Source organism: Sorangium sp. So ce385, assembly GCF_051474135.1.
Taxonomy (GTDB): Bacteria; Myxococcota_A; Polyangia; order Polyangiales; family Polyangiaceae; genus Sorangium; species Sorangium cellulosum_D.
In genome coordinates, this window is sequence record NZ_CP150337.1 from 4,132,501 (window position 1) to 4,154,377 (window position 21,877).

General features: G+C 73.0%; 15 protein-coding genes and 1 tRNA gene (1 of these 16 cut by a window edge). 7 read left to right on the forward strand and 9 right to left on the reverse strand.

The window, feature by feature from the left end; translation table 11 throughout:
* Positions 1-2,313: the 3' portion of a biosynthetic peptidoglycan transglycosylase gene (locus WME83_RS15370; protein WP_437320028.1), read on the forward strand. 27 nt of this gene lie to the left of the window's left edge; 2,313 of the gene's 2,340 nt are visible here — the last part of the coding sequence; its start codon lies beyond the left edge, outside the window; the stop codon is at positions 2,311-2,313.
* 163 nt (positions 2,314-2,476) lie between these two features.
* Here WME83_RS15370 and WME83_RS15375 read toward each other — a convergent pair whose 3' ends face one another.
* The 3 genes from WME83_RS15375 to WME83_RS15385 all read right to left on the reverse strand — a co-directional run bounded on the left by WME83_RS15375 (position 2,477) and on the right by WME83_RS15385 (position 4,564).
* Positions 2,477-3,016, reverse strand: coding sequence for a nucleoside deaminase (locus WME83_RS15375; RefSeq protein ID WP_437320029.1), 540 nt, complete (start codon positions 3,014-3,016; stop codon positions 2,477-2,479).
* Positions 3,017-3,050: 34 nt separating this feature from the next.
* A tRNA-Arg gene (locus WME83_RS15380) sits at positions 3,051-3,124 on the reverse strand.
* An 819-nt stretch (positions 3,125-3,943) separates the two neighbouring features.
* Positions 3,944-4,564, reverse strand: coding sequence for a hypothetical protein (locus tag WME83_RS15385; RefSeq protein ID WP_437320030.1), 621 nt, complete (start codon positions 4,562-4,564; stop codon positions 3,944-3,946).
* A 108-nt stretch (positions 4,565-4,672) separates the two neighbouring features.
* On the opposite strand from WME83_RS15385, the gene WME83_RS15390 reads away from it, so the two are divergent.
* The 5 genes from WME83_RS15390 to WME83_RS15410 all read left to right on the forward strand — a co-directional run bounded on the left by WME83_RS15390 (position 4,673) and on the right by WME83_RS15410 (position 12,372).
* Positions 4,673-5,443, forward strand: a complete 771-nt coding sequence (locus tag WME83_RS15390; protein WP_437320031.1) for a redoxin domain-containing protein — start codon at positions 4,673-4,675, stop codon at positions 5,441-5,443.
* A 36-nt stretch (positions 5,444-5,479) separates the two neighbouring features.
* Positions 5,480-6,883, forward strand: a complete 1,404-nt coding sequence (locus WME83_RS15395) for a VWA domain-containing protein (RefSeq protein ID WP_437320032.1) — start codon at positions 5,480-5,482, stop codon at positions 6,881-6,883.
* 16 nt (positions 6,884-6,899) lie between these two features.
* Entirely contained in the window at positions 6,900-8,432 is a 1,533-nt protein-coding gene (locus WME83_RS15400; protein WP_437320033.1) for an acyl-CoA carboxylase subunit beta, read from the forward strand.
* 109 nt (positions 8,433-8,541) lie between these two features.
* Positions 8,542-10,974, forward strand: a complete 2,433-nt coding sequence (locus WME83_RS15405; RefSeq protein ID WP_437320034.1) for a S8 family serine peptidase — start codon at positions 8,542-8,544, stop codon at positions 10,972-10,974.
* Positions 10,975-11,115: 141 nt separating this feature from the next.
* Entirely contained in the window at positions 11,116-12,372 is a 1,257-nt protein-coding gene (locus WME83_RS15410; protein ID WP_437320035.1) for a pyridoxal phosphate-dependent aminotransferase, read from the forward strand.
* On the opposite strand, the gene WME83_RS15415 is transcribed toward WME83_RS15410, so the two are convergent.
* The 4 genes from WME83_RS15415 to WME83_RS15430 all read right to left on the reverse strand — a co-directional run bounded on the left by WME83_RS15415 (position 12,359) and on the right by WME83_RS15430 (position 16,102).
* Positions 12,359-14,023 (reverse strand): L,D-transpeptidase, encoded by a 1,665-nt coding sequence (locus WME83_RS15415; RefSeq protein ID WP_437320036.1) that lies wholly within the window; start codon positions 14,021-14,023, stop codon positions 12,359-12,361. The two genes, WME83_RS15410 and WME83_RS15415, sit on opposite strands and share 14 nt — an antisense overlap.
* Before the next feature lie 75 nt (positions 14,024-14,098).
* Entirely contained in the window at positions 14,099-14,257 is a 159-nt protein-coding gene (locus WME83_RS15420) for a hypothetical protein (RefSeq protein WP_437320037.1), read from the reverse strand.
* A 186-nt stretch (positions 14,258-14,443) separates the two neighbouring features.
* A complete protein-coding gene (locus WME83_RS15425; protein WP_437320038.1) occupies positions 14,444-15,178 on the reverse strand; it encodes an AgmX/PglI C-terminal domain-containing protein in 735 nt (244 codons plus the stop codon).
* An 87-nt stretch (positions 15,179-15,265) separates the two neighbouring features.
* Positions 15,266-16,102, reverse strand: coding sequence for a metallophosphoesterase family protein (locus tag WME83_RS15430; RefSeq protein ID WP_437320039.1), 837 nt, complete (start codon positions 16,100-16,102; stop codon positions 15,266-15,268).
* 240 nt (positions 16,103-16,342) lie between these two features.
* On the opposite strand from WME83_RS15430, the gene WME83_RS15435 reads away from it, so the two are divergent.
* Positions 16,343-17,866, forward strand: a complete 1,524-nt coding sequence (locus WME83_RS15435) for a cyclic nucleotide-binding domain-containing protein (RefSeq protein WP_437320040.1) — start codon at positions 16,343-16,345, stop codon at positions 17,864-17,866.
* A 42-nt stretch (positions 17,867-17,908) separates the two neighbouring features.
* Here WME83_RS15435 and WME83_RS15440 read toward each other — a convergent pair whose 3' ends face one another.
* Complete coding sequence (locus WME83_RS15440) at positions 17,909-19,909, reverse strand: DUF1565 domain-containing protein (RefSeq protein WP_437320041.1); 2,001 nt, start codon at positions 19,907-19,909, stop codon at positions 17,909-17,911.
* 256 nt (positions 19,910-20,165) lie between these two features.
* Positions 20,166-21,857, reverse strand: coding sequence for a hypothetical protein (locus tag WME83_RS15445; RefSeq protein ID WP_437320042.1), 1,692 nt, complete (start codon positions 21,855-21,857; stop codon positions 20,166-20,168).
* Positions 21,858-21,877: the final 20 nt, after the last annotated feature.

Consider the following 21,877-nt stretch of genomic DNA (forward strand, 5'->3'; position numbering starts at 1 on the left):
GGGCTCATCGTCGGGTTTGCGCCGTTCGTGCGCTACCAGGCGGAGAAAGCTGCCGCAGGATACGGGGCGTCGCTGGCGATCGAGCAGGTTCGACCTACGTGGCACGGCGTCTCGCTGAGAGGCGTGGACGTCCGGCTGCGAGGCGCGCCAAGCATCGCCATCCGACTGGATGAGGTCGCGGTCGCGCTCGGCTTCTCGGGACGCCGCGTGGCGATGCGCGGGGGCACGGTCTCCGCCGTCGGGCCGCGGGAAGCGATCCTCCACGAGCTGGAGACGTGGCGGGCGGGGCAGCCGCCAGGGCGCTCCGGCGTCGCCCCGAGCGAGGGGGGCGGGAGCACCGACCTGGAGGGGCTGAAGCTCGTCTGGACCGATCGAACCGATGCGCCCAGGGAGAGCCTGTCCGCGACCGGGGTACACCTGGCGCGCGCCGAGGGGCGGACCTCCATCTCGGCGCAGGAAGCGATGCTGTCCCTGGGACGCGCCGCCTTCTCGGTCCGGGAGGGCCGGCTGGTGCTCGCCCGAGAGCAGGCTCGTTACCAGGTGAGCGAGCTCTCGGCCGCGGCCATCGACGCGGAGGTGACGCTCCCGGAGGTCGAGCCCGAACTCCAGGTGGCGCCCGAGCGGGGTGGGAACACCCGGCCGGCACAGATCAAGAGATCGGCGGAGCCGGGCGAGGGGGACGAGACGGGCCGGAACCGCGGGGTTGCGATCCGAGAAGCGCTCCTGCGGACGGCCAGGATGATCGATCTGGCGCTCGGCGAGGGAGCAAAAGTCGACGTCGCAGGGGTCACCGCGCGCCTCAAGCGCAGGACCGATATGCTCAACCTGGGACCGGGCAGCCTCGCCGTACGGCGCGAGGTCGGCTCCCTCGTGGTGGAGCTCTCGCCCGGCGAGGCGGCGATCTCGACCGCCGGCTCCGACGCCCAGCAGGCGCTCACCTTCCGGCTTCGCGTGCCGATCAATGACGCGAAGGAGACCCCGCAGGAGATCGTCGCCGACGTGCAGGGGGGGCCCATCTGGCTCTCGACCCTCGGTGTGCATGAGGGCGACATGGGGCTGTTCGATGTGGCGCGGACCTCGATCGTGAGCCGCGCGCGGGTGGTCCTGTCAGCCGATGGTCAGACGCTGGGCGTCGACGGCGAAGGGAGGCTGAAGAACCTCTCCCTGCGGAGCGCGGCCCTGGCAGACGAGCCCATCGCCGGGCTCGATCTGGCATGGCGGGCAAAGGCCAACGGCAAGCTCGACGGGTCCAAGATCGTCGCAGAGGACGCCGAGATCGACCTCGGCGCCCTGCGGCTGATCGCGCGCGGCGAGTACGAGCAAGCCGGGGCTTCGCACCGGGTCCGCGGCAGCTTCGAGGTGCCCCTCTCGGCGTGCCAGTCGATGCTGGACTCGGCGCCCAAGGGGGTCGTGGCGAAGCTCCACGGCATGAGGCTCGCCGGCTCGTTCGGGATCGAGGGGAAGCTTCGCTTCGATACCGCCAACCTGGATCGGACCTTCTCGCTGGACTGGGGCATCTCCAACACCTGCCGCGTGACCGAGATGCCGCGGGAGCTGAGCGTCGATCGCTTCAAGCGCGCGTTCCGGCGCCTGGTCTACGGACCAGGCGGCCAGCGCCTCGAGATCGAATCCGGGCCGGGGACCGCCGAGTGGGTGCCCTACGAGGACATCTCCCGCTTCATGGAGGTCGCCGTGCTGACCACGGAGGACGGCGGCTTCCACCGGCACCACGGGTTCGACGAGGAGGCCATCAAGAACTCGATCCGCGAGAACCTCCGGAAGAGGCGGTTCGTGCGGGGGGCGAGCACCGTCAGCATGCAGCTCGCCAAGAACCTGTATCTCGAGCGGACCAAGAGCGTGGCGCGCAAGCTCCAGGAGACCCTGCTCACGATGTACCTCGAGCAGGAGCTCACCAAGGAGCAGATCATGGAGCTCTACCTGAACGTGGTGGAGTTCGGACCGCTGGTCTACGGCATCGGCGCCGCCGCGCGGCACTACTTCAACGCGTCGGCGGCGCAGCTCTCGCTCGGACAGGCGCTCTACATCGCATCGATCCTGCCCAACCCGAGCGTGCAGCACTTCGATGCGAGCGGGGAGGTGACGCCCGCATGGAGCGAGTACCTGCGCAAGCTCATGCAGATCGCGCACAGGCGCAACCGCATCTCCGACGAGGAGCTCGAGAAGGGGCTGCAGGAGACCGTCGTGCGAGGCTCCCCCGCGCCCCATCTCGCGCCCCGGCAACCCGCCGGAGACGGCGGCGAAGCCATCGACGATCGGCCCGAGGAGCAGGGGGGCGCCTGGACGGCGCCCTGACCCGCGCCCGCGCGGCCCCTGACCCGCGCCCTCGTGGTCTTCGTCGTCTACCCCGCACCACGATCTGCGCCGGCGCGCGGCGCTCTCGCGGGCCTCGCCGCCGAGCCGCTGCATGCCGACCCCCGCCTGCGCGACGCGACCCGCGGCCCCGTGGGCCTCGCCGTCAGCGTCGCTGCGCAGCCGTCCGGAGCTTGGCGAAGAACGCGCGAAGCAGGGCAGCGCACTCGTCCGCGAGCACGCCCGACGTGACCGCGAAGCGATGGTTGAGCCGGGTGTCGCGCCCGATCGCGAAGAGCGTGTCGACCGCCCCTGCCTTCGGATCCGGACAACCGTAGACGAGCCGCGCAATCCGGGCGTTGACGAGCGCGCCCGCGCACATAGGACACGGCTCCAGCGTCGCGTAGACGGTCGCCCCTTCGAGCCGCCACCGGCCCAGCTGCCTCGCCGCCGCCCGCAGCGCGTCGACCTCGGCGTGTCCGGTCGGATCTTGATCGATCTCGCGCCGGTTTCGACCGCGCGCCAGCATGACCCCCGCCGCATCGACGATGAGCGCTCCGACGGGCACATCGCCAGCGGCTGCTGCGGCCTCGGCCTCGCCGAGCGCCTCGCGCATCCGCATCACGTCGACGCCAGCTGCATCCTCGGCGCTGGCATCCTCCGGTCGCGGCGTGGCGGAGAGGAGCACCTCGGCTCCGTCATCCATGGGAATCTCTGGATCTGTCACACAACCGATCAGGCGCGCCCAGGAAGATTCGAACTTCCGACCCCCGGCTTCGTAGGCCGATGCTCTATCCAGCTGAGCTATGGGCGCTCTGTAAAGACAAGCAGCAAGACGTGGCTACGCCACCGCGTTCCTCGCGTCGCGCTCGTTTGCGCGAAGTGAGTGCCGGCGTTTATACGCCCCAGAGCGGCCTGTCAAAGGAAAAGTGATCGAGGCTTGGGGGTGCTCGCTCAAGCGCGTGACTTTCGCGGGCGAACGCCGCTCGATCCTCACTGCCCCCTCCGGTCGATTGGCGCCCGCCAGAGGCTGAGCCCGCCTCTTCGCCAGGCCGTCGCACCGCCGTACGAATGAGCCACCGAGCGAGCGAGCCACGCAGCGACATGGTCGGCCGTGCGCACGGAGCCGACCGCCGGGCAGCCGGCCGCAGCACAAAAACATGGCGCGCGGCGATTCCGTCACGGAATGGCCGCGCGCTCTCACACGCTCTCGAAGGCAAGCGAAGCTCTGAAGCGCACCGCGAGGCGAGCAGGCCAAGCAGACAGAACAGCAGAAGGCGTAAGCCAAGCAGCAGCTGAGCGACGGACGAGGCGAAGTCGCACCAGCTGGACGACCAAGCGCAAGCTAATGAGGCCCGTCAGGAGGGAGGAGGACCGCGACACGCTGCAGCCCACAGCGAAGAACACGGTCAATTCCGCCTGGAGCAGCCTCCGTGCCATTGCGCGGCGTCGACCCCGGAACACCCTCGGCGCGGAACGCCCCGGCGGAATATTCGGGTTTCACAGCGGTTTCCTCGGTGTTCACGGAGCCCCGCACCACGAAGGCTCGGGCACTGGTGTCGCGCCGGGGGGCGTGGCCCGCAATCTTTGCGGAGTTGAGCCACTCGTCGATGGAGCGGGATGATGCGTCGCGCTAACGCGGGCCTCCGAACAGGTGGTCGTGCGGGGCGTCCGCATGGCAACGTTTGCAGAGAGGCAAGGCGCCGCGGTGGGTGGACGTGCCCTGCGGCGTGAGGACGAGGTACTCCCAGTTGCCGCCGTCAGGGTCGTAGCCGGCCGCGCGCTTCACCATGGCGAGCAGCGTCGCCGGGTCCGACGAGCCGGCCGGGTAGTGGAGCTCGACCAGGGCCGCGCCCGGCGGGAGCGATCGAGCCGGGCCGAGCGCCGGGTAGGGAGCGGCGGCCGCGTTGATACGCACCTCCGCCTCCATCTCGCCGGTGAAGTGCTGGGAGCGAGCCCGGCCCGTGGCCGGCGTGAAGCTCGCGAGCTGCCCGGCGAGCTCCCAGGCCGACGGCTCCGCGGGCGCAGGCGCAGCGGGCGCAGCGGCCGTCGCGCGCGGCTCGGCGACGGGGCTGGAGCCGCGCTCGATCCACGCGGTTGCCTCCTCGGGGGGCGTCCGGGAGCGCGACGGCGCACAGCCGAGGGGCAAGGGTGCCCACCCGGGACGGGACGACGCCTCCATCGAGAGGATCGGCGAGGCCAGGGTCGCCACGGCGAGCGCGCACCACGCAGGGAGGCGGGTTCGGGACCGCACCGGTCGAGATGCTACACTGCCAGGATGCACCTGGCCTCTTCCAGGCGAGGCCGCGCGTGGCGCGCCCTCTTCGCTGCAACGCTGGTGGCGCTGTCAGGCGCCGCGCTGATGGGAGGGGCCTCACAGGCGGTCGCCCAGGAAGCGTCTCGCCGCGCCTGGCTGGGCGTGGAGCTGGCGCCCGGACCGGCCGGGGGGGTGGTCGCGAAGCACGTCGTCACCAGCTCGCCGGCGGCCAAGGCGGGCATCGTGGATGGGGATCACGTCGTCGCGGCGGACGGCGTGCCGCTCGAAGATCCGAAGCAGCTGGTCGCCCGCGTCGCGGTCGCTGGGCCGGGCAACGTGGTGAACCTCCGGATCCGACGCGGCGGGCAGGAGCGAGACGTCGCGCCGACGCTGGTGCCGTTCCCAGGGCACGATCAGATCCTCCGCCTCGACAAGATCGGCACCTTCGCGCCCAGCTGGAAGCCGCTCGCCACCGTGGCGGGGACCGTTCCGGCGAACATCGGGGCCCTGCGCGGAAACGTGGTGCTGCTCGATTTCTGGGCCACCTGGTGCGGGCCGTGCCGCTTGATGGCCCCGCAGCTCTCGAAGTGGCACGCGACATACGCCGCGCAGGGGCTGCGGGTCATCGGCCTGACGACCGACAGCGTGGGCGTCGCGACGAAAACAGCGCAGGCCCTGGCCATGCGCTACGCGGTCGCCTCGGACGACTCGGAGTCGACCTCCGCGGCCTACGGCGTCAAGGCGCTCCCCACGATGTTCGTGATCGACAAGAAGGGCGTCATCCGCGACGTGGTGGTCGGGTACGACCCGTCCCGGCACGCCCAGGTCGAGAAGCTCCTCCAGGCGCTGCTCGCGGAGCCTGCGCCGGCGCCGTAGCCGCCGCGGGTCGCGCGCGACCGGCGAGGCCCCCCGATGCTCCTCTCCATCGACGAATTTCTGTGGGCGCTGCGGCGCGACGGCTTCGCGGTGTCGACGGCGCAGGCCATCGACGCCGCGCGCGCGTGCGCCCTCGTCGGGTTCGGCGACCGCGCGAGGCTGCGGGACGCCATCGGCGCGGTGGTCGTCGAGCGCGCCGCCGATCTCCGCCGGTACCGCGCCTGCTTCGACCGCTTCTTCTCCCCGGAGGGCGCGCACGTCGGCGACCTGTGGGCGCGCCTCCGGGAGCGAGGGTTCTCGGAGGGGGAGCTCTCCGCCCTCCGCGATCTGCTGACCGCGGCGGCGGAGCGGAGCGGCGCGTCCGGCGACGCGCTCGGGTTCCAGGCGCTCGCAGGGACCGCAGGGGAGCTCGACCAGGCGCTCCGGTCGGCGGGGATCGCGCGTGTGCTCGCGCCGATGACGAGCTCGCTCCAGGTCGGGTTCTTCGCGCAGCGGGTGATGGATCAGCTCGGGGTGCCCGCCGTCGCCAGCGCGCTGCGGCGGATCCGGAGCGCGCTCGAGGAAGCGCTCGGCGAGGACCGGGGGAAGGCCCTCGCCGACGCGCTCGCCGCCGAGATGGAGCGGATGCGGCACCGCGTGCGCGAGCACGTGACGCTGGCGCTCCGGCGCCTCGAGGGCGAGGAGCCCGCGGCCCCCGGCCGCATGGACGTGCCGTTCGCCTCCCTCGACGAAGGCGAGATCGACGAGGTGCGCCGCGCCGTGCGGGCGCTGTCCGAGCGGCTCCGCGGCGCCGAGAGGCTCCGGAGGCGCCGCGCGCGGCGCGGCAGGATCGATCCGCACCGGACGCTGCGGCGCAGCCTCCAGACCGGCGGCGTGCCCTTCCAGCCCGCCCGGCGGGCGCGCCGGCGCGACAAGCCGCGCCTCATGGTCCTGTGCGACGTGTCGGATTCGGTCCGCGTCGCCGCGCGGTTCATGCTCGAGTTCGTCTGCGCGGCGCAGGAGCTCTTCGACCGGACGCGCTCGTTCGTCTTCGTGAGCGAGCTCGCCGAGACGACCGAGCTCTTCGGGGCGATGCCGGTGGGCGCGGCGCTCGAGCGCATCCAGCGCGGCGAGGTGGTGAGCCGGGCGCACAACTCGAACTACGGGCGCGTCCTCAGCGCCTTCGAGGAGCGGTACGGGCGGGACGTGGACCGGCGGGTGACCCTCGTGATCCTCGGCGACGGGCGCACGAACTACTTCGCGGACGAGGCGGAGGTCGTGAGGAGGCTCCGCGACCGGGCGCGGGCGCTGCTCTGGCTCTGCCCCGAGGGGCCCGGCGCCTGGGGGACGGGGGACAGCGCGATGCTGCGCTACGCCGCCGCGTCGACCAAGGTGCTGGTCGCCCGGACCGCGCGGGAGCTCGAAACGGCGGCGCGGGAGGTGGTCGCCCGGCGCGCTTAGGGCTATGGGTCGCGCCATGTCGCTCGATCAGAAGCTGAGGGAGCTCACGGCGCGCATCGAGAAGGGGGGCGCGCAGAAGTACCACGACAAGAACGCGGAGCAGGGCAAGCTGTTCGCGCGGCAGCGCGTCGCGCTGCTCCTCGATGAAGGGAGCTTCATCGAGGACGCGGCGCTCGCCAACGCGCTGGATCCCGAGCTGCCGGCCGACGGCGTCATCACGGGCAGCGGGACCGTGGGCGGGCGCCCGGTGTGCGTGATGGCGAACGACTCGACGGTGAAGGCCGGCTCGTGGGGGCGCCGCACCGTCGAGAAGATCCTGCGCGTGCAGGAGACCGCGCGGCGCCTCCGGTGCCCGCTGCTCTACCTCGTCGACTCCGCGGGGGCGCGGATCACCGACCAGATCGAGATGTTCCCCGGGCGGCGCGGCGCGGGCCGGATCTTCTACAACCAGGTCGAGCTGAGCGGCCTGGTACCGCAGATCTGCCTGCTGTTCGGCCCGTCGGCGGCGGGGGGCGCGTACATCCCGGCGTTCTGCGACGTCGTGTGCATGGTCGAGAGCAACGCGAGCATGTACCTCGGCTCGCCGCGGATGGCGGAGATGGTGATCGGCGAGAAGGTCACGCTCGAAGAGCTCGGCGGCGCGCGCATGCACTGTTCGGTCTCGGGGTGCGGGGACGTGCTCGTGAAGACCGAGGAGGAGGCGATCGCGTTCGCGAAGCGCTACCTCGCGCTGATGCCCCAGAGCTCCGCGGAGGCCCCGCCCCGCGTCGAGCCGAGGCCGGAGAAGCCAGGGCAGCGGCCGCTCGAGGACGTGATCCCCGCGGACGAGAACAAGCCGTTCGACATCATGGCCGTGATCGACGCGGTCATCGACGAGGGCAGCTTCGTCGAGATCAAGAAGCTCTACGCGAAGGAGATCATCACGGGGCTCGCGCGCATCGAGGGGCGAGCGGTCGGGATCGTCGCGAACCAGCCGAAGTACAAGGGCGGCGTGCTGTTCGTGGACTCGGCCGACAAGGCGGCGCGGTTCATCTGGCTGTGCGACGCCTTCAACATCCCGCTCCTGTACCTCGCCGACGTGCCCGGCTTCATGATCGGGACCGTCGTCGAGCGGCAGGGGATCATCCGGGCCGGCGCGAAGATGATCGCCGCGGTGAGCGAGGCGACCGTGCCGAAGCTGTCCGTCGTCGTGCGCAAGGCGTACGGCGCCGGGCTCTACGCGATGTGCGGGCCGGCGTTCGCGCCGGACGAGTGCATCGCGCTGCCCTCGGCGTCCATCGCGGTGATGGGGCCGAGCGCCGCGGTGAACGCGGTTTACTTCAACAAGATCCAGGCGATCCCGGCGGGGCCGGAGCGCGACGCGCTCGTCCAGAAGCTGCGCGACGAGTACCGCGCGGACGTCGATCTGGAGAAGCTCGCGAGCGAGCTCGTGATCGACGCGGTCGTGCCGGCGGCGAACCTCCGCCGCGAGGTGGCGCGCCGCTTCGAGCGGTACGCCGGCAAGGTCGAAGAGCGGCCGCGCAAGAAGCACCTCGTCCCGCCGGTGTGAGCGGCGCGCCGGCAGGTGCGCGGCTCGCCGCGGCGCCGTCGAGGGCGCGCCGCGAGGGCCGCGCGCCCCGCGGGGCCGGCCGCGCGCGAAGGTGGTGTAGACTCGCCGCGTGCTTGCCCGCAGGCTCCCGCTCTCCCTCGCGCTGCTCGGCCTCGCTCTCGCGCCAGGCGAAGCGCGCGCCGACGTCCCGGCCCCAGCGGTGGCGCGCCTGCTCAGCCCGCGCCTCGGGCGGCACCCGCTCGCCGATCCGGGCGGGCGTATCCCGGTGCTGGTGCCGCTGCCCGCCGGCGCCGACGCGCGGTCGCTCGGGCTGCTCCCGGTCGCGCCGGGCTTCGGGACCGTCCGGCTCGCGCCCAGAGATATCGGCGCCTTCGCCGACGCGCACCCGGAGCTCTCGCTGTTCACAGGACCGCCGCGGCAGCCCCAGCTCGATCGATCCAAGGTGTGGATCCGCGTCGACCCGTACCGGAAGGCGACCGGGGCGGACGGCACAGGGGTGATCGTCGGCATCGTCGATACCGGCATCGACGTGGCCCACCCGGATTTCCGGCGCAAGGACGGCAAGACGCGGATCCGATGGTTGCTTCAGGCGGGGAGGCCCAAAGGGCTGCACGCGCAGCTCGAGGACGACTACGGGTGCGATGACCCGAACCAGTCGAGGTGCGCGATCCTCTCCGGCGCCGACATCGACTCCATGCTCGAGGGCGGGGATCTGGACATCCCGCGCGACATCGCGGGGCACGGTACGCACGTGGCTTCCATCGCGGCGGGCAACGGCGGGCCGATGGTCAACGCGCGGCCGCGGTACGTCGGGGTGGCGCCGGCCGCGACCCTGATCGTCGCCGCGCCCTCGCTGCCCGGTGAGGGGTTCGAGGATCCGGACATCCTCAAGGCGGTGCGGTTCATCTTCGACCGCGCGGACGAGCTCGGCATGCCGGCGGTCGTCAACCTGAGCGTCGGGAGCGATTTCGGGCCGCACGACGGGACGAGCCCGCTCGAGGCAGGGCTCGCCGCGATGGTCGGCGACAATCACCCGGGACGCGCGATCGTCGTCGCCGCCGGCAACAGCGGCGCGCTGTACGAGATCGACGGCAAAGGACCGATGGGGATCCACACCGAGGCGCACGTCTCGCCGTACGCCGACACGCGCGTGCCCATCCGCACGCCGAGGGCGTCGAACGGGGATGGATACGTCTGGATCACCTTCCGACCCGGGGACGAGGTGTCGGTCGGCCTCGAGGGGCCGGGCGGCGAGACGTGGATCGGCCTGATCGAGCCCGGAGAGAGCGCCGGCTACACCGCCGACGACGGCGAGACGACGGGCGCCGTGATCAACCGGATCGCGAACGGGAAGCCCATCGACGCGAACACGAACAGCGCCGTCGTGGCCTTCAGCGGGGCGTGGGAGGCGGGCGAGTTCGCGATCCACCTGAAAGGCCGCGGGGACGCGCAGCTCTGGGTGACGGGGCTCGGCGACGTCTCGGCGTCGCACGACCTCGGGCTCCAGTTCACGCGCGGCATCAAGCAGGGCACGATCAACGTGCCCGCCAGCCACCCCGGCCTGCTCGCCGTGGGATGCACCATCAACCGCGTCCGCTGGCAGCCGCAGGGGAGCTCGACGAGCATTCGCCTCACGAGCCTCGACGGCGAGGCGATCCAGGAGGACAGCGCCTGCTACTTCAGCGCGGCCGGCCCCACGCCGTTCGGGGTGGCCAAGCCCGAGATCAGCGCGCCCGGCGGCCTGGTCGCGGCCGCGATGGGGAGCGGGGTCGACCCGCGCGATGGCCCCGGAGGGCTGTTCGACACGCCCGGGTGCCCCGACGACCAGCCCTGCTTCGTCGTCGACGACTACCACGCGATCGCGTCGGGCTCGTCGATGTCGGCCCCGCAGGTCGCAGGCGCGATCGCGCTGCTCTTCCAGGTCAACCCGAACCTGACCCAGGCTGAGGTCACCGAGGCGCTCCAGGCCGGCGCGCGGTACCCGAGGGGCGCCGTGCCGCTCGAGGCGCAGCTCGGGCCCGGCGTGCTCGATCTCGAGGGCACGCGGCTCGCGCTGGAGGCCGCCGAGAGCGGGGACGACACGCCGGCGCTCGACAGGAGCTGGTACGTGCTGTCGAGCACCTACGCGAGGCCCGACCCGTCCTGGCCCGTCTGGGGGACGATCGAGCTGCGACGCGCGGACGGGGCCCCGGTGAGGGTCCCCGCCGACAAGCTCACGGTCGCGCTCCAGGGCGGGGCGATGCACGCGCCGCTCACGGAGGTGCGCCGCGGGCTGTGGCGGTTCGCGGTCGCGGCGCCGCACGGCTCCGGCGGCGCCACGCTGGTCGTCGACGTGCTCTATGACGGCGTCTCGCTCGGCGCGCGCGAGCTCCCGGTCGGGAGCGACGTGTGGATGGCGAACGGCGAGCTCGAGGTGACGAGCGGCGCGTGCACCTGCGCGGCCGCCGGCGCGGACCGGGACGGGCCGTCGCGCCGCGTCGCCGTCGGGCTCGCGGGCGCCCTGGCCGCGGCGCTCGCTGCGCGCCGCCGGCGCCGCGGCTGAGCGCTCGCCGAGGGCGGCGCTCGGCGTCGCGCTCGGAGGCCCGCGCCCCGGCTGCCGTCCGGCGCGGTCCATGTCACCGTGGCCGGGCGGCACGGCAGGGCAGACCACGACGAGGATGGATCAGGGACCATGGAGAGACGGGTGAGCGCAGATCGACCTCCCACGGAAGAGGCAGACGCCCGGCGCGCGCCCGCGCCGAGGCCGCTCCGGTTCGCGGCGCGCACGGGGTGGGATCTCTCGGAGAACCGGCTCGCGTCCGCCCTCGTCGAGGCCCGCCGGGCAGGGCGCGCGCTCGTCGACTTCACCGAATCGAACCCGACGCGCTGCGGGATCGTCGAGACGGCGCCGCTCATCGCGCGCCTGGGCGAGCCGCGCGGCTCGACGTACGCGCCGCTGCCGCTCGGCGACCCCGCCGCGCGCGCCGCGGTGTCGCGGTACTACAGGGAGCGCGGGATCGACGTGGATCCGGCGGGCGTCGTGCTGACCGCGAGCACGAGCGAGGCGTACGGCTGGCTGCTCAAGCTGCTCGCCGAGCGCGGCGACGACGTGCTCGTCCCGGTGCCGTCGTACCCGCTCCTCGAGTACCTCGCCTGCCTCGAGGACGTGGCGCTCACGCCGTACCCGCTCCTCAAGGAGGAGGGGTGGCGCATCGACCTCGGCGCGCTGGAGCGCGCCGCCGGCGAGCGGACGCGCGCCGTGGTGCTCGTCCACCCGAACAACCCGACCGGCTCCTTCGTGCGCCGCGACGACGCCGCGGCGCTCGAGGCGTGCGCCCGGGAGCGCGGCCTCGCGCTGATCGTCGACGAGGTGTTCGGCGACTACGCGCACGGGGACCTCGCCTCGGACCGCCTGCCGAGCTTCGCCGGCCGGCGGCAGGCGCTGACCTTCGTGCTGAGCGGGCTGTCCAAGGTGATGGCGCTGCCGCAGCTCAAGCTCGGCTGGATCGCGGTCTCGGGGCCGCCGGAGCTCGCCGCCGCGGCGGTGGAGCGACTCGAGATCATCGCCGATACCTACCTCTCGGTCGGCACCCCGGTGCAGCTCGCGCTGCCGGAGATCCTCGCCGCGCGGGCGCCCGTCCAGGGCGCGATCCTGTCGCGCGTGCAGGCCAACCTGGCGGCGCTCGACGCGGCGATCGCGGCGCGCGCCGGGGGCGCGGTCCGGCGGCTGCCGATCGACGGCGGGTGGTACGCGACGCTGGAGGTCCCGCGCGTGCACGACGAGGACGGCTGGGTCGAGCTGCTCGTGCGCGACGAGGGGATCATCGTCCACCCCGGCTACTTCTTCGACATGCCGCGCGACGGCTTCCTCGTGGTCGGGCTGCTGCTCGAGCCGGAGGTGTTCGCGGAGGCCGCGCTGCGGCTCGTGGACCGGATGGCGCGCGCGATCAGCGGTGAATGAGGACGACCGTGGAGCGGCCGGCGTCGCGAGAGGCCCGCAGGCCGTGCCACCCCTCCGGGACCGGCGGGTCGGTCCAGGCGAACATCTGCTTCGCGTCGATGGGGGACAGATTGACGCATCCGCCGCTCTTCAGCTCGCCCCAGGCGTCGTGCCAGTAAGCGCCGTGCAGCGCGTGCGGGCCGTGGAAGTTCTGCACGAACTGCACCTCGGAGTGGACGATGTTGTCGTTCGAGCTCGACACCATCGTCGCCGTCACGAACTTCCCGTCGATGCGGAAGCGCCCCGTCGGCGTCGCCGCGGTCTCGATGGCGGGGATGCCCTTCTGCGGGACGCCGCCGCGCCCCGGCGAGATGAGCGTGGCGAAGACCGGGGTGAGCTCTTCATAGGCGACGAACCAGCCGCCGAGGACGCTGATCTCGATCCACTTGCGCGGCGGCGACGAGGCATCGTTCTCGCCCTCGAGCGGCGCGCGCTTCGCCGCCTCGATCACCACGGCGTCGTCGGCGAGCACGTAGACCCCCGGCTCCTGCGTCTCGAGGAACCGCTCGCCGTCCTCGACCTCGGCGCGGCCCGTGAGCCCGACCGAGGCGAGCCGCGCGAACGACGCGCCCGTGGGCTCGAAGCGACCGCCGGCGCCCCGCTGGTATTTCGGCCGATCGGTCTTGCGGAAGAACGCGAGCGGGAGCGAACGCCCGTCCTTCAGCCACACCCCCTCGAAGCTCGAGCGCGGGTAGGGCCTCAGCCGATCCTTCGGCATGTACGCCTGGTCCGAGGTCACCACCCAGGTCCGATCCTGCGCGTCGAACGCCCGGGTGAACGCCACCGTCGAGCCGTTCACGATCCGGTCTCGCGCCTCGCGCACGAGGTCGCCGAAGGGAAACAGCGCCGGGGCGGCGACGCCCGCGGGCTTCAGATCGACGCCCACGAGGGCCTCGTCGATCTCCCGGACGGCTTCGTCGCTCAGCCCCTCGGCGGCGCGCACCTTCGCGACGCTCGCGAGGTGCGCCTCGAGGTCCCACTCGGAGCGCCGCTGCTCCTTCGCGCTCGGGAGCCGCGGGTAGCGCGGCGCGCCGGTCGACTCCGCGTAGTCGTACGGCCACGGCGAGTCGATCTTGGGCGCGTGCGGCCGCAGCGCGGCCACGACCGGATCGTTCGTGTCGACCGAGGCGCTGGCGCCGGCGCAGATGTAACCCCGCGGCTCGATGGCGTACCACGCATCGCAGCCCTCCCCCGGCGTCCGCGCGGCCTCGACGCTGCCGCCGCGGAGCGCGACCGACCCGCCGAGGCCCAGGTAACCGCTCCAGCCCCGCGTCGGGTACGGGCCGGGGTTGATCCAGGCAAACCGCGCCTTCGAATAGATGCGCGCGCCTTCCTTCGCCGCGCTCGCCGGGGGCGTCGCTCCGTCCTCCGCCGGGACCGGGGCCGGCGCGTTCGCGACGTGCGCCGCCTCGACGACCGCGGCGCGTGGCGCGTCGGCCTCGACGGTCGCGGCGCGCGGCGCGTCGGATTCGGCAGGGGCGCGCGGCACATCGGCCTCGAGCGAGGCCGGCGCCGCCGCGGCGGGGCTCTCTTCCGAGCAAGCGGCGGCGCCCCCCGACGCGATCGCGCACGTCAGGGCCGCGAGGAGCAAGGAGGACGGTGAGCTAGCCATGCAAGCCGGAGAGAGTACTTGCCGGAAGCCGCCGCGGACAAGCCAGCGGCGCCCGCCCGCCCCGCGAGGACCGCCCTACAGCCTGCCGAGCACGGCCACCACGAGCAGGATCACCCCGACGAGCGCCGCGGTGACCATCATCAGCCTCATCAGCCGCGGCTTCAGCCACTTCCAGAGGACGAGGCGAGCCACCTTCCACAAGAGCGCCAGGATCTGCCAGAGGACCTTGCCCACGATCAGAGCCTAGCGCAGTCCCGCGGGGCGCGCCCCCAGCAAGGGCGGGAGATTTCGCGCCCGGTGGACGGCGCCAAAGGCCGTCCTCCACGCCCGACCCAGCCGGGACGCGGCGGCTTTCGGCGCGCCCGCCGGCGGTCGACGGGCGCGCCCGCACGGCGTGCGAGCAGCCGGCAGCGAGCGGCGTCAGTCGATGTCGACGCTCACCTTCGACGCGTAGCTGCCGGGGGAGGGGAAGGTGATCTCGCGGAGCGCGCCGGCGACACACTCGGCCGCCTCCTCGCCCCGTTCGTCGGCGCTGGAGACGCCCACGCTGAGCGGCCTGCCGTCGGTGTCGATGTAGAGCGTCGCCTTGAGCTGGGTGCCGCCGGCCTGGCTCCGGCACGACTCGAGCGCCGGCCGCGCCTTCTTGTACGGCGTCCCGAGCTGGTCGGGCGTCCACGGCACCGGCGGGCGCTCGTCGCTGCTCGGCTCGAAGCTGAAGCTGTTCTCCGCCAGGCCCTCTCCGCCGACGGGCTTCGGCCACCTCGTCGCCTTCAGGACCTTGAGCATGCACGTCTCGGTCTCGCGATCGCCGAGGGTCGAGTCCTTCACGAACGCCCAGCGCGCCGTGCCCTCCTCGGTCACCCGGACCTTGAAGCGGATCTCGCCGCCGAGATAGGGGATCCGCTCGACGCCCTTCTGGTAGCAGCGCGAGAGCCGCGGAGAGGCGCGCTCGAACGCCGCCTGCACCTTCTCCTCGTTCATGCCGCCGATCTCGGACCGCGAGCTCATCGTCGGGCGCGACGTCTCGACTGGCTCGGCGTCGCGCATCACCGGCGCCGCAGGCGTGGGCTCGGCGCCGCCACAGCCCAGGAGGGCCGCGAGCGACGAGACAGCAACGAGGGTGACCGTGCCCCTGAGCAAGACATTGAATTTCATGATCCGGCGAGGACTCTATACGAGCCACGTCTCCGGCGAAAAGAGGGCGGTGAGGGGCACCCGCGCCTCCAGTGCATGTGAGAGATTCTACGCCAACGCGAACGTCGACGCGCCGCTCCGGACCCGCGTGCGCTCCGAAAGAAGGCGCCCGTAACGCACACGGTAGAACCGCAGCGGAGAAGGTCCGTCCACGAGCGCCTGCGCGCAGAAGATGCGAGGAGGAGCGCCGGAGCGCACGGGCGCGTCGTGTTCCCGGTGCGTGTGGCCGTGGATCACGTGGAGGTGATCGTGCTCGTGGAGCAGCGCCATGAGCTCGGAGCTGTTGATGAGGCCGTCCAGCCACTGCATCGCGCCGATCGGGTGCGGGAGCGGCGGGTGGTGCTGGGCGACCACGAGCGCGTCGCCCGAGCGGCGCGTCTCGGCGGCGAGCGCGGCGACGCGCGCGAGCTCGCGGTCCGCGATCGAGCCCGCCGAGCGGGTCACCGGCTGCATCATGGCCGTCGATACCGCCGTGACGACGGCCCCAGGGAGGGCGACCACCGCCCCCCGCCCGCTGGTGGCCGCGAAGGGGCGGAGGCAGCTTTCCAGAGCGCGCTCCCACGCGTCGCCCCCGCCATACGCGTCGTGGTTGCCAGGCACCAGCGTGACGCGGGCCGGGTCCCAGCCGCTCTCCGCCAGCACCGCGGCGAGCACCTCGAACTGGGCAGGCGTCCCGTCTTCGGTGAGGTCGCCGGTGAGCACCAGGTGGTCCGCCCCGCTCCGCCACGCCTCGACGAGCGCGGCGAGCGCGCGGCGGCGGCGCTGCGCGGCGTCGATGGGGCGGCCGAAGCTCAGATAACGAAGCCGCCACCGCTCGGCGCCGCGGCGGCGGTCGTGATCCGCCTCGAGGAGATGAAAGTCCGTGAGGTGCGCGATCGTCGTCATCGACGCGATCGTGAGACCCGACCGACGTCGTTCCGGCGACATCGACGCAAGCTCTCGGCGACTCCATCCGCCGCTGCGCAAGGCTCCCCGACGCCCGCCCGGCGATCGCGGCGCGCTCGCGGCGGCCTCGGCTGGCGACGCGCGCCGCCGGCGCAGCCGATCACGCGCGCTGTGACGGTCCCGAAGCCCGATCGCGACGCGGTTGTGACAGGGGCAGGCGGAGCTCTACCATCGGCCGCCATGCGCGGCGCCGCAACCATCTCGGACGTGCTCGTGCGGATAGCGTCGTCGGGCGCGATCGGCATCGGGATCGCCGCCGCGCTGCTCCTCGCGCTTCGGCTGCTGATGCCGAAAGCCCAGCGCGGGAAGCTGCGGCTGCCGGTCGCGCTGCTCGGCCTCCACGTGGCGGCGCTGCTCGTGCGGCTCCCGCTCGATCCGGCGTCGTCGCTCCACGTGGCGCTCTCGGTCGTCGCGCTCTTCCTGCTGCTGACCGCGCTCGGCCGCGCCGCCTTCCTCCTCGTCGTCGACCTGATCCTCGGCGTGCGCCTCGGGCGGCCGCTCTCCAGGATCATCCACGACATCATCCAGGGCCTCGTCTACGCGGGCGTCGCGCTCATCACGCTCCGCGCGGCCGGGGTCGAGCCGGGATCGCTGCTCACCACCTCGGCGCTGCTCACCGCGGTGATCGGCCTCTCGCTCCAGGAGACGCTCGGGAACCTGTTCGCCGGGCTCGCGATCCAGGCGCAGCGGCCGTTCGAGGTGGGGGACTGGATCCAGATCGACCCGGATCCGAGGCTCATCGGGCAGGTCATCGAGATCAACTGGCGCGCGACCACGGTCCTCACGAACGATCAGATCGAGCTCACGGTGCCGAACGGCACGCTCGCGAAGAGCACGATCCGGAACTTCACGAAGCCCACCGCCATCGCGCGGCGGATGATCGAGGTGCGTGGCCCCTACGAGGTGTCGCCGCGGATCGTGGAGCAGGCGCTGCTCGGCGCCGTGGCCTCGGCGCCCGGGGTGCTGCTCGCGCCGCCGCCGTTCGTGCTCGCCGCGAGGTTCGACGAGAGCAGCATCGGCTATCAGGTCAACTTCTTCATCGAGGACTTCGCCCGCCGCGATCGCATCGACTCGGACGTTCGTCAGCGGATCTGGTACGCGTTCCACCGCGAGGGCATCGCGGTCCCGTTCCCCACCCGCATCGTCCGGATGGCCGAGGCGCCGTCCGAGTCGCAGGCGCGCAGCGAGGCCGACGAGCGGCAGCGCCGCCTGCAGTCGCTGCGCGTCGTCGACTTCCTCGCCGCGCTCCCCCCGCCGCTCCTCGACCGGCTCGCGACGCTGTCGAAGACGTGCAGCTACATGACCGGAGAGGTCGTGATCCGGCAGGGGGCCGCGGGGCACGAGCTCTTCATCGTGCAGTCGGGCGAGGTCTCGGTCATCGTGGGGCGCGAGGGCGGCAGCACGGCCGAGGTGGCGCGCCTCGGCCCGGGCAAGTTCTTCGGCGAGATGTCGCTGATGACCGGGGAGCCGCGCAGCGCGACCATCCAGGCGGTGAGCGATTGCGAGCTCGTGAAGGTCGACAAGGGGGCCTTCCACGAGATCCTCGCGGCGGCGCCCGGCATCGCCGAGAAGATCACGGAGGTGCTGGTCGCTCGCCAGTCGGCGCTCGACGAGAACGTGTCGGTGCGCCGCGCCCGCGCCGGCACCGAGGAGGCCAAGACGACCGCGCTCCTCGAGAAGATCCGTCAGTTCTTCTCGATGTAGCTACACGCCGGGGACACGGGCGCGCTGCGTCCAGCGGGCGCGTCACGGGGCGGGCGCGGCGCTGCTCGGGACGGGGAGGGCGCCCTCGGTGACGTGATCGCCCTCCTGGTTGTCCTCGAAGGTGTTGTCCTGCGACAGCTCCGGCGCCCGCGCGCCCTGCACGACCAGGCCAAACCGGTTGCCCGTGGAGCGGGCGTGCGCGAGCGCGCCGTCGCTGTCGCCGAAGAGCAGCCCCGCGCGCGCGCAGCCCTCCGCCTGCACCGAGCTCACCTGCGCCGTCGAGCGGACGACGAGGAGCCCATCACCCAGGTCCGAGACCGACTCCATCTGGCCGCCGGCGCTCAGCGTGGAGAACGTCCCGCTCTCGACCCCCTGGATGATCGTGTCTTCCACCGTGCTCGGCGAGGCGAGCAGCAGCACGCCCGCCACGCGGCTCTCCAGCACCGCCGACCTCTGGACGACGATCCGCGCCGACCCGGCGCTCAGCAGGCCGACGCCGCCGGTGCGATCGCGCTCCTCCGGTAGCGCCCCCTCGATGAGGCTCTCCGTGAGCTCGAGCTCCGCGCCCTGGGACGCGGCGACGCCCGCGACATGCGCCCCCAGGACGACCGTCGACGCCAGCGTGGCGCGCGCGCCGCGCACCAGCACGCCAGCAGCGCGATCCCGGTGGACCGGGCGCGCGCGGGTGCCCGCGACGACCACACCCCTGGCGGAGAACGTCCCGCCCGACACGACCAGGCCCGCGTCGCCGGCCTGGCGCACGGCGCTCGACGATAGCGAGAGCGCGCCGCCCCGCTGCTCGACGGCGTACCCGAGGCGGCCCGCCTCCGCGTCGGCCGCGCCCTGGAAGAGGGTCCCGGACACCTCGACCGCCGTGCCGGCGCCCGCGACGGCGAGCTGCGCGTCGCACGCGCCGGACAGCACGCTGCCCTCGAGCGTCGCGCGAGCGCCGTGCTCCACGACCACGTCGCCGGCGTCCTGCACCCCCTCGGGCGGAGCGGCGAAGAGGGAGCGCGTCGCGGCAAGCTCCGCGGAGGCGCCCGTCACCAGCGCGCCCAGGCGGTGGTGGACGAGGGCGCTCGCGTCGAGCTGCAGCGCGCCCGCTTCCAGGATCACGCCGACCGGGGCGGTCGTCTCCGCCTGCTGGGGCGTGATCTCCAGGAGGTTGCCCTCGGCGACCACCCTCTCCGCCTCGGAGGTGATGCGCAGGTGGACCGTGCCGTCGACCAGCGCGCTCTCGGTGAGCCGCGCCCGCGCCCCGGACAGGACCAGCACGCTCGTCCACTGATCGCCCGTGCCCTCGCCCGCCCACGACGCCTGGACCAGGCTGCGCGACAGGTCGAGGCTCGCGCCGGGGAGCGCGACCACGACGCCGCTGCCGCTCCCGCCCGTCACGCGGACGTCGCGCACCGAGACCTCGGCCGACTGGATGAACAGCCCGATGGACGGGCTGATCACGCTCACGCCGCGCACGCCGGCGCCCTCGACGTCATGAATCCAGACCGCGCTGACGTTGCCGCTCGGGTCGCTCTGCTCGCCCCGGAGCACGACCCGGGAGGCGCACCGCCCGACCAGCTCGATGGGCTTCGAGATCTCGACCGGCTCGTCGTACTCGCCCTCGGCCAGGACGACGCGGCCGTCCGCCTGCACCGCCGCGAGCGCCTCCGCCAGCGTCGCGAACGGCCTGTCCCGCGACCCGTCGCCGCCCGCTCCCGCGTAGCTCGGATCGACATGGATGTCGCCGGGCGCCTCGGCGACTTGGCCCCACGGCCCCGAGCCGCAGCCGTCTGGGCCGTCGATGGAGATACACCCCCTCTGCGGGACCGCGAACGTCCCTTCCGGGCACTTCGCCATCGTGGGATGACAGCCGCCGCCCTCCACGAACTCCGCTGCACACCCGGGGATCCCGACGTCGACGCAACCCCCGTCGAACGTCGGGATGCTCCCGGGCGAGCACCGCTCCAGCGCGGGACGGCAGAACCCGTCCTCACCGACGAAATCGCCGGTACAGCCCTGGACGCCCACGGAGACACACCCGCTCATGCCGCGGAGTTGCCCCGGCGCACACGGGGGTTCGCCCGCGTCGTTCCGCGGGACGTGCTTATACGGCGGGAGCTCGGAGCCCTCGCAACCGAGGAGCGATGCGGCGCATAGGCTGACAGTGAAAGAGAAGAGACACAGGAGCGCTGAGAGTCCAAGCTTCGCGCACAACACCCCATCAACGTAGCAGATTGAATCGACGCGCATGCCGGCGAAGCGCGCTTTTCCTCGTCGTCCGCGGCCGCTCGAGGCCGGACATTCACGGGCGCGACCCGGACAGCCGCACGTCGGCGCGCGCGAAGGCGCGCTCGAAGCGCTCGTGTGCGGCGGCCGACTCCTCTTCCCTGCCCTGTGCGCGCAGGCTCTGCTCGAGGCCCGAGAGGGACCAGCCGTTGTCGGGATTACGGGCCAGATCCTCCCGATAAGCCGCCTCGGCGTCGCGCGGTCGACCCGCTTCGAGGAGCGCCGCCCCGAGCGTGTGGCGGACCGGTTCGGGCCAGTCCGGCGGCTCGAAATAACGCAGTGTGTCCTCGACGCGTACGGCTGCCTGGAGCTTGAGGACGGCGTCGCCGGCCTGGCCGCGCGCCGAGGCGATCTGGCTCTCCAGCACGAGCGTGGCGATCTCGAGCAGGTCCTCCGCGCGGTTCCTGCCGATCGTGACCCCGGCGATCTCGGACGACACCGCCCGGAGCGCCGCCGCCTCGCGCGCGGCGTCGTCGGGGCGCCCCGTCGACGCGAGCGCGCGGCCGCGCGCGTAGCGCCATATCCCCGTCGCGTAACGCTGCTCGGACGGCGGCGCCGGCTCGGCGAGGACGTCCCGCCACCGGCCGAACCGGACCAGGGCGAACAGCAGCGCTGGCCGGAACATCTCGAGCATCGGCATGTGCCGGACGTGGCGGTCGGGCACCGCGGCGCCGAGCTCGCGGGCCGCGCGTACGGCGACGGCGCTGCGCCCCTCCATGCTCGCGGAGACCGAGAGGAAATAGAGGTTGTGAGGGAAGTACATCATCGGATAGATGCCCTCCGGGCGCTGCTCGCGGATGTACCGGCGGTCGACCAGGACCGCGCGCTCGTTGGCGTCGGACGCGTCCGCGTACCGGCCGACCCGCAGGAAGATGTGCGACGGCATGTGCACGAGGTGCCCAGCCCCTGGGGCCAGACCGCCGAGCCGCTCGGCGCTCGGCAACGCGCGCTCCGGCGCGCGCGACGCCTCCACGGCGTGGATGTAATAGTGATTCGCGCCGAGGTGCTCGGGATCGCGCCGGAGGACGCCCTCCAAGGTGGCGACGATCTCCTCGGTCCCGGGCTGCGGCCGGCCGTCCAGCGTCCAGAGATCCCACGGGCGCAGGTCCATGAGCGCCTCGGCGAAGAGGACGCTGGCGTCGAGATCGTCGGGGAAGCGGCGGGCGAGCTCGCGCATCGCGCTCGCGTAGGCGCGGCCCCGCTCCGTCCGGTCGCGGCCCGGCGCCGCGGCGTGGCGCTCGGCCAGCGCCTCGATGTACGCGCGCTCGCGCGCGGTCGCGGACGCGGCGAGCGCGCGCGCCTGCTCGACGGCCTCGAAGGCGGCCCGCTCCCGCGCCGGCTCGGCCGGCAGGTTGATGTTGGGGCCGAGCGTGAGCGCGACGCCCCAGCGGGCCATGGCGAGGCCGGGATCGAGGCGGGCGGCCTCCTCGAACGCCCGCCGCGCCTCGTCGTGGTTGAACGCATAGACGAGGCGCAGGCCCTGATCGAAATAGCGCTGCGCGAGCTCCGATGACGTCGTCACGGGGTGATGGAGAGCGCCGATGTCCTCGAACAGCGGGACGCGCTCGGCGAAGGGCGTCCCCGCGGCATCGTGGCCGGGCGGCGGCTCCGCTCCGGGCGAGGCGGGGCGTGGCGCCGCGCCGCACGCCGCGAGGGCGGCGCAGGCGCAGAGGAAGGGCAGGCGGAAGGGCGCGCGTCGTGCTGGCATGGGCACCTTGCTGGAGCCCG

What these genes read in the sequence shown, in the direction of transcription:
- WME83_RS15425 (WP_437320038.1), bottom strand. Translation starts at nt 15,178, where the DNA reads ATGAAATTCAATGTCTTGCTCAGGGGCACGGTCACCCTCGTTGCTGTC.
- WME83_RS15400 (WP_437320033.1), top strand. Translation starts at nt 6,900, where the DNA reads ATGTCGCTCGATCAGAAGCTGAGGGAGCTCACGGCGCGCATCGAGAAG.
- WME83_RS15395 (WP_437320032.1), top strand. Translation starts at nt 5,480, where the DNA reads ATGCTCCTCTCCATCGACGAATTTCTGTGGGCGCTGCGGCGCGACGGC.
- WME83_RS15375 (WP_437320029.1), bottom strand. Translation starts at nt 3,016, where the DNA reads ATGGATGACGGAGCCGAGGTGCTCCTCTCCGCCACGCCGCGACCGGAG.
- WME83_RS15440 (WP_437320041.1), bottom strand. Translation starts at nt 19,909, where the DNA reads ATGAGCGGGTGTGTCTCCGTGGGCGTCCAGGGCTGTACCGGCGATTTC.
- WME83_RS15430 (WP_437320039.1), bottom strand. Translation starts at nt 16,102, where the DNA reads ATGACGACGATCGCGCACCTCACGGACTTTCATCTCCTCGAGGCGGAT.
- WME83_RS15435 (WP_437320040.1), top strand. Translation starts at nt 16,343, where the DNA reads ATGCGCGGCGCCGCAACCATCTCGGACGTGCTCGTGCGGATAGCGTCG.
- WME83_RS15390 (WP_437320031.1), top strand. Translation starts at nt 4,673, where the DNA reads ATGGGAGGGGCCTCACAGGCGGTCGCCCAGGAAGCGTCTCGCCGCGCC.
- WME83_RS15415 (WP_437320036.1), bottom strand. Translation starts at nt 14,023, where the DNA reads ATGGCTAGCTCACCGTCCTCCTTGCTCCTCGCGGCCCTGACGTGCGCG.
- WME83_RS15445 (WP_437320042.1), bottom strand. Translation starts at nt 21,857, where the DNA reads ATGCCAGCACGACGCGCGCCCTTCCGCCTGCCCTTCCTCTGCGCCTGC.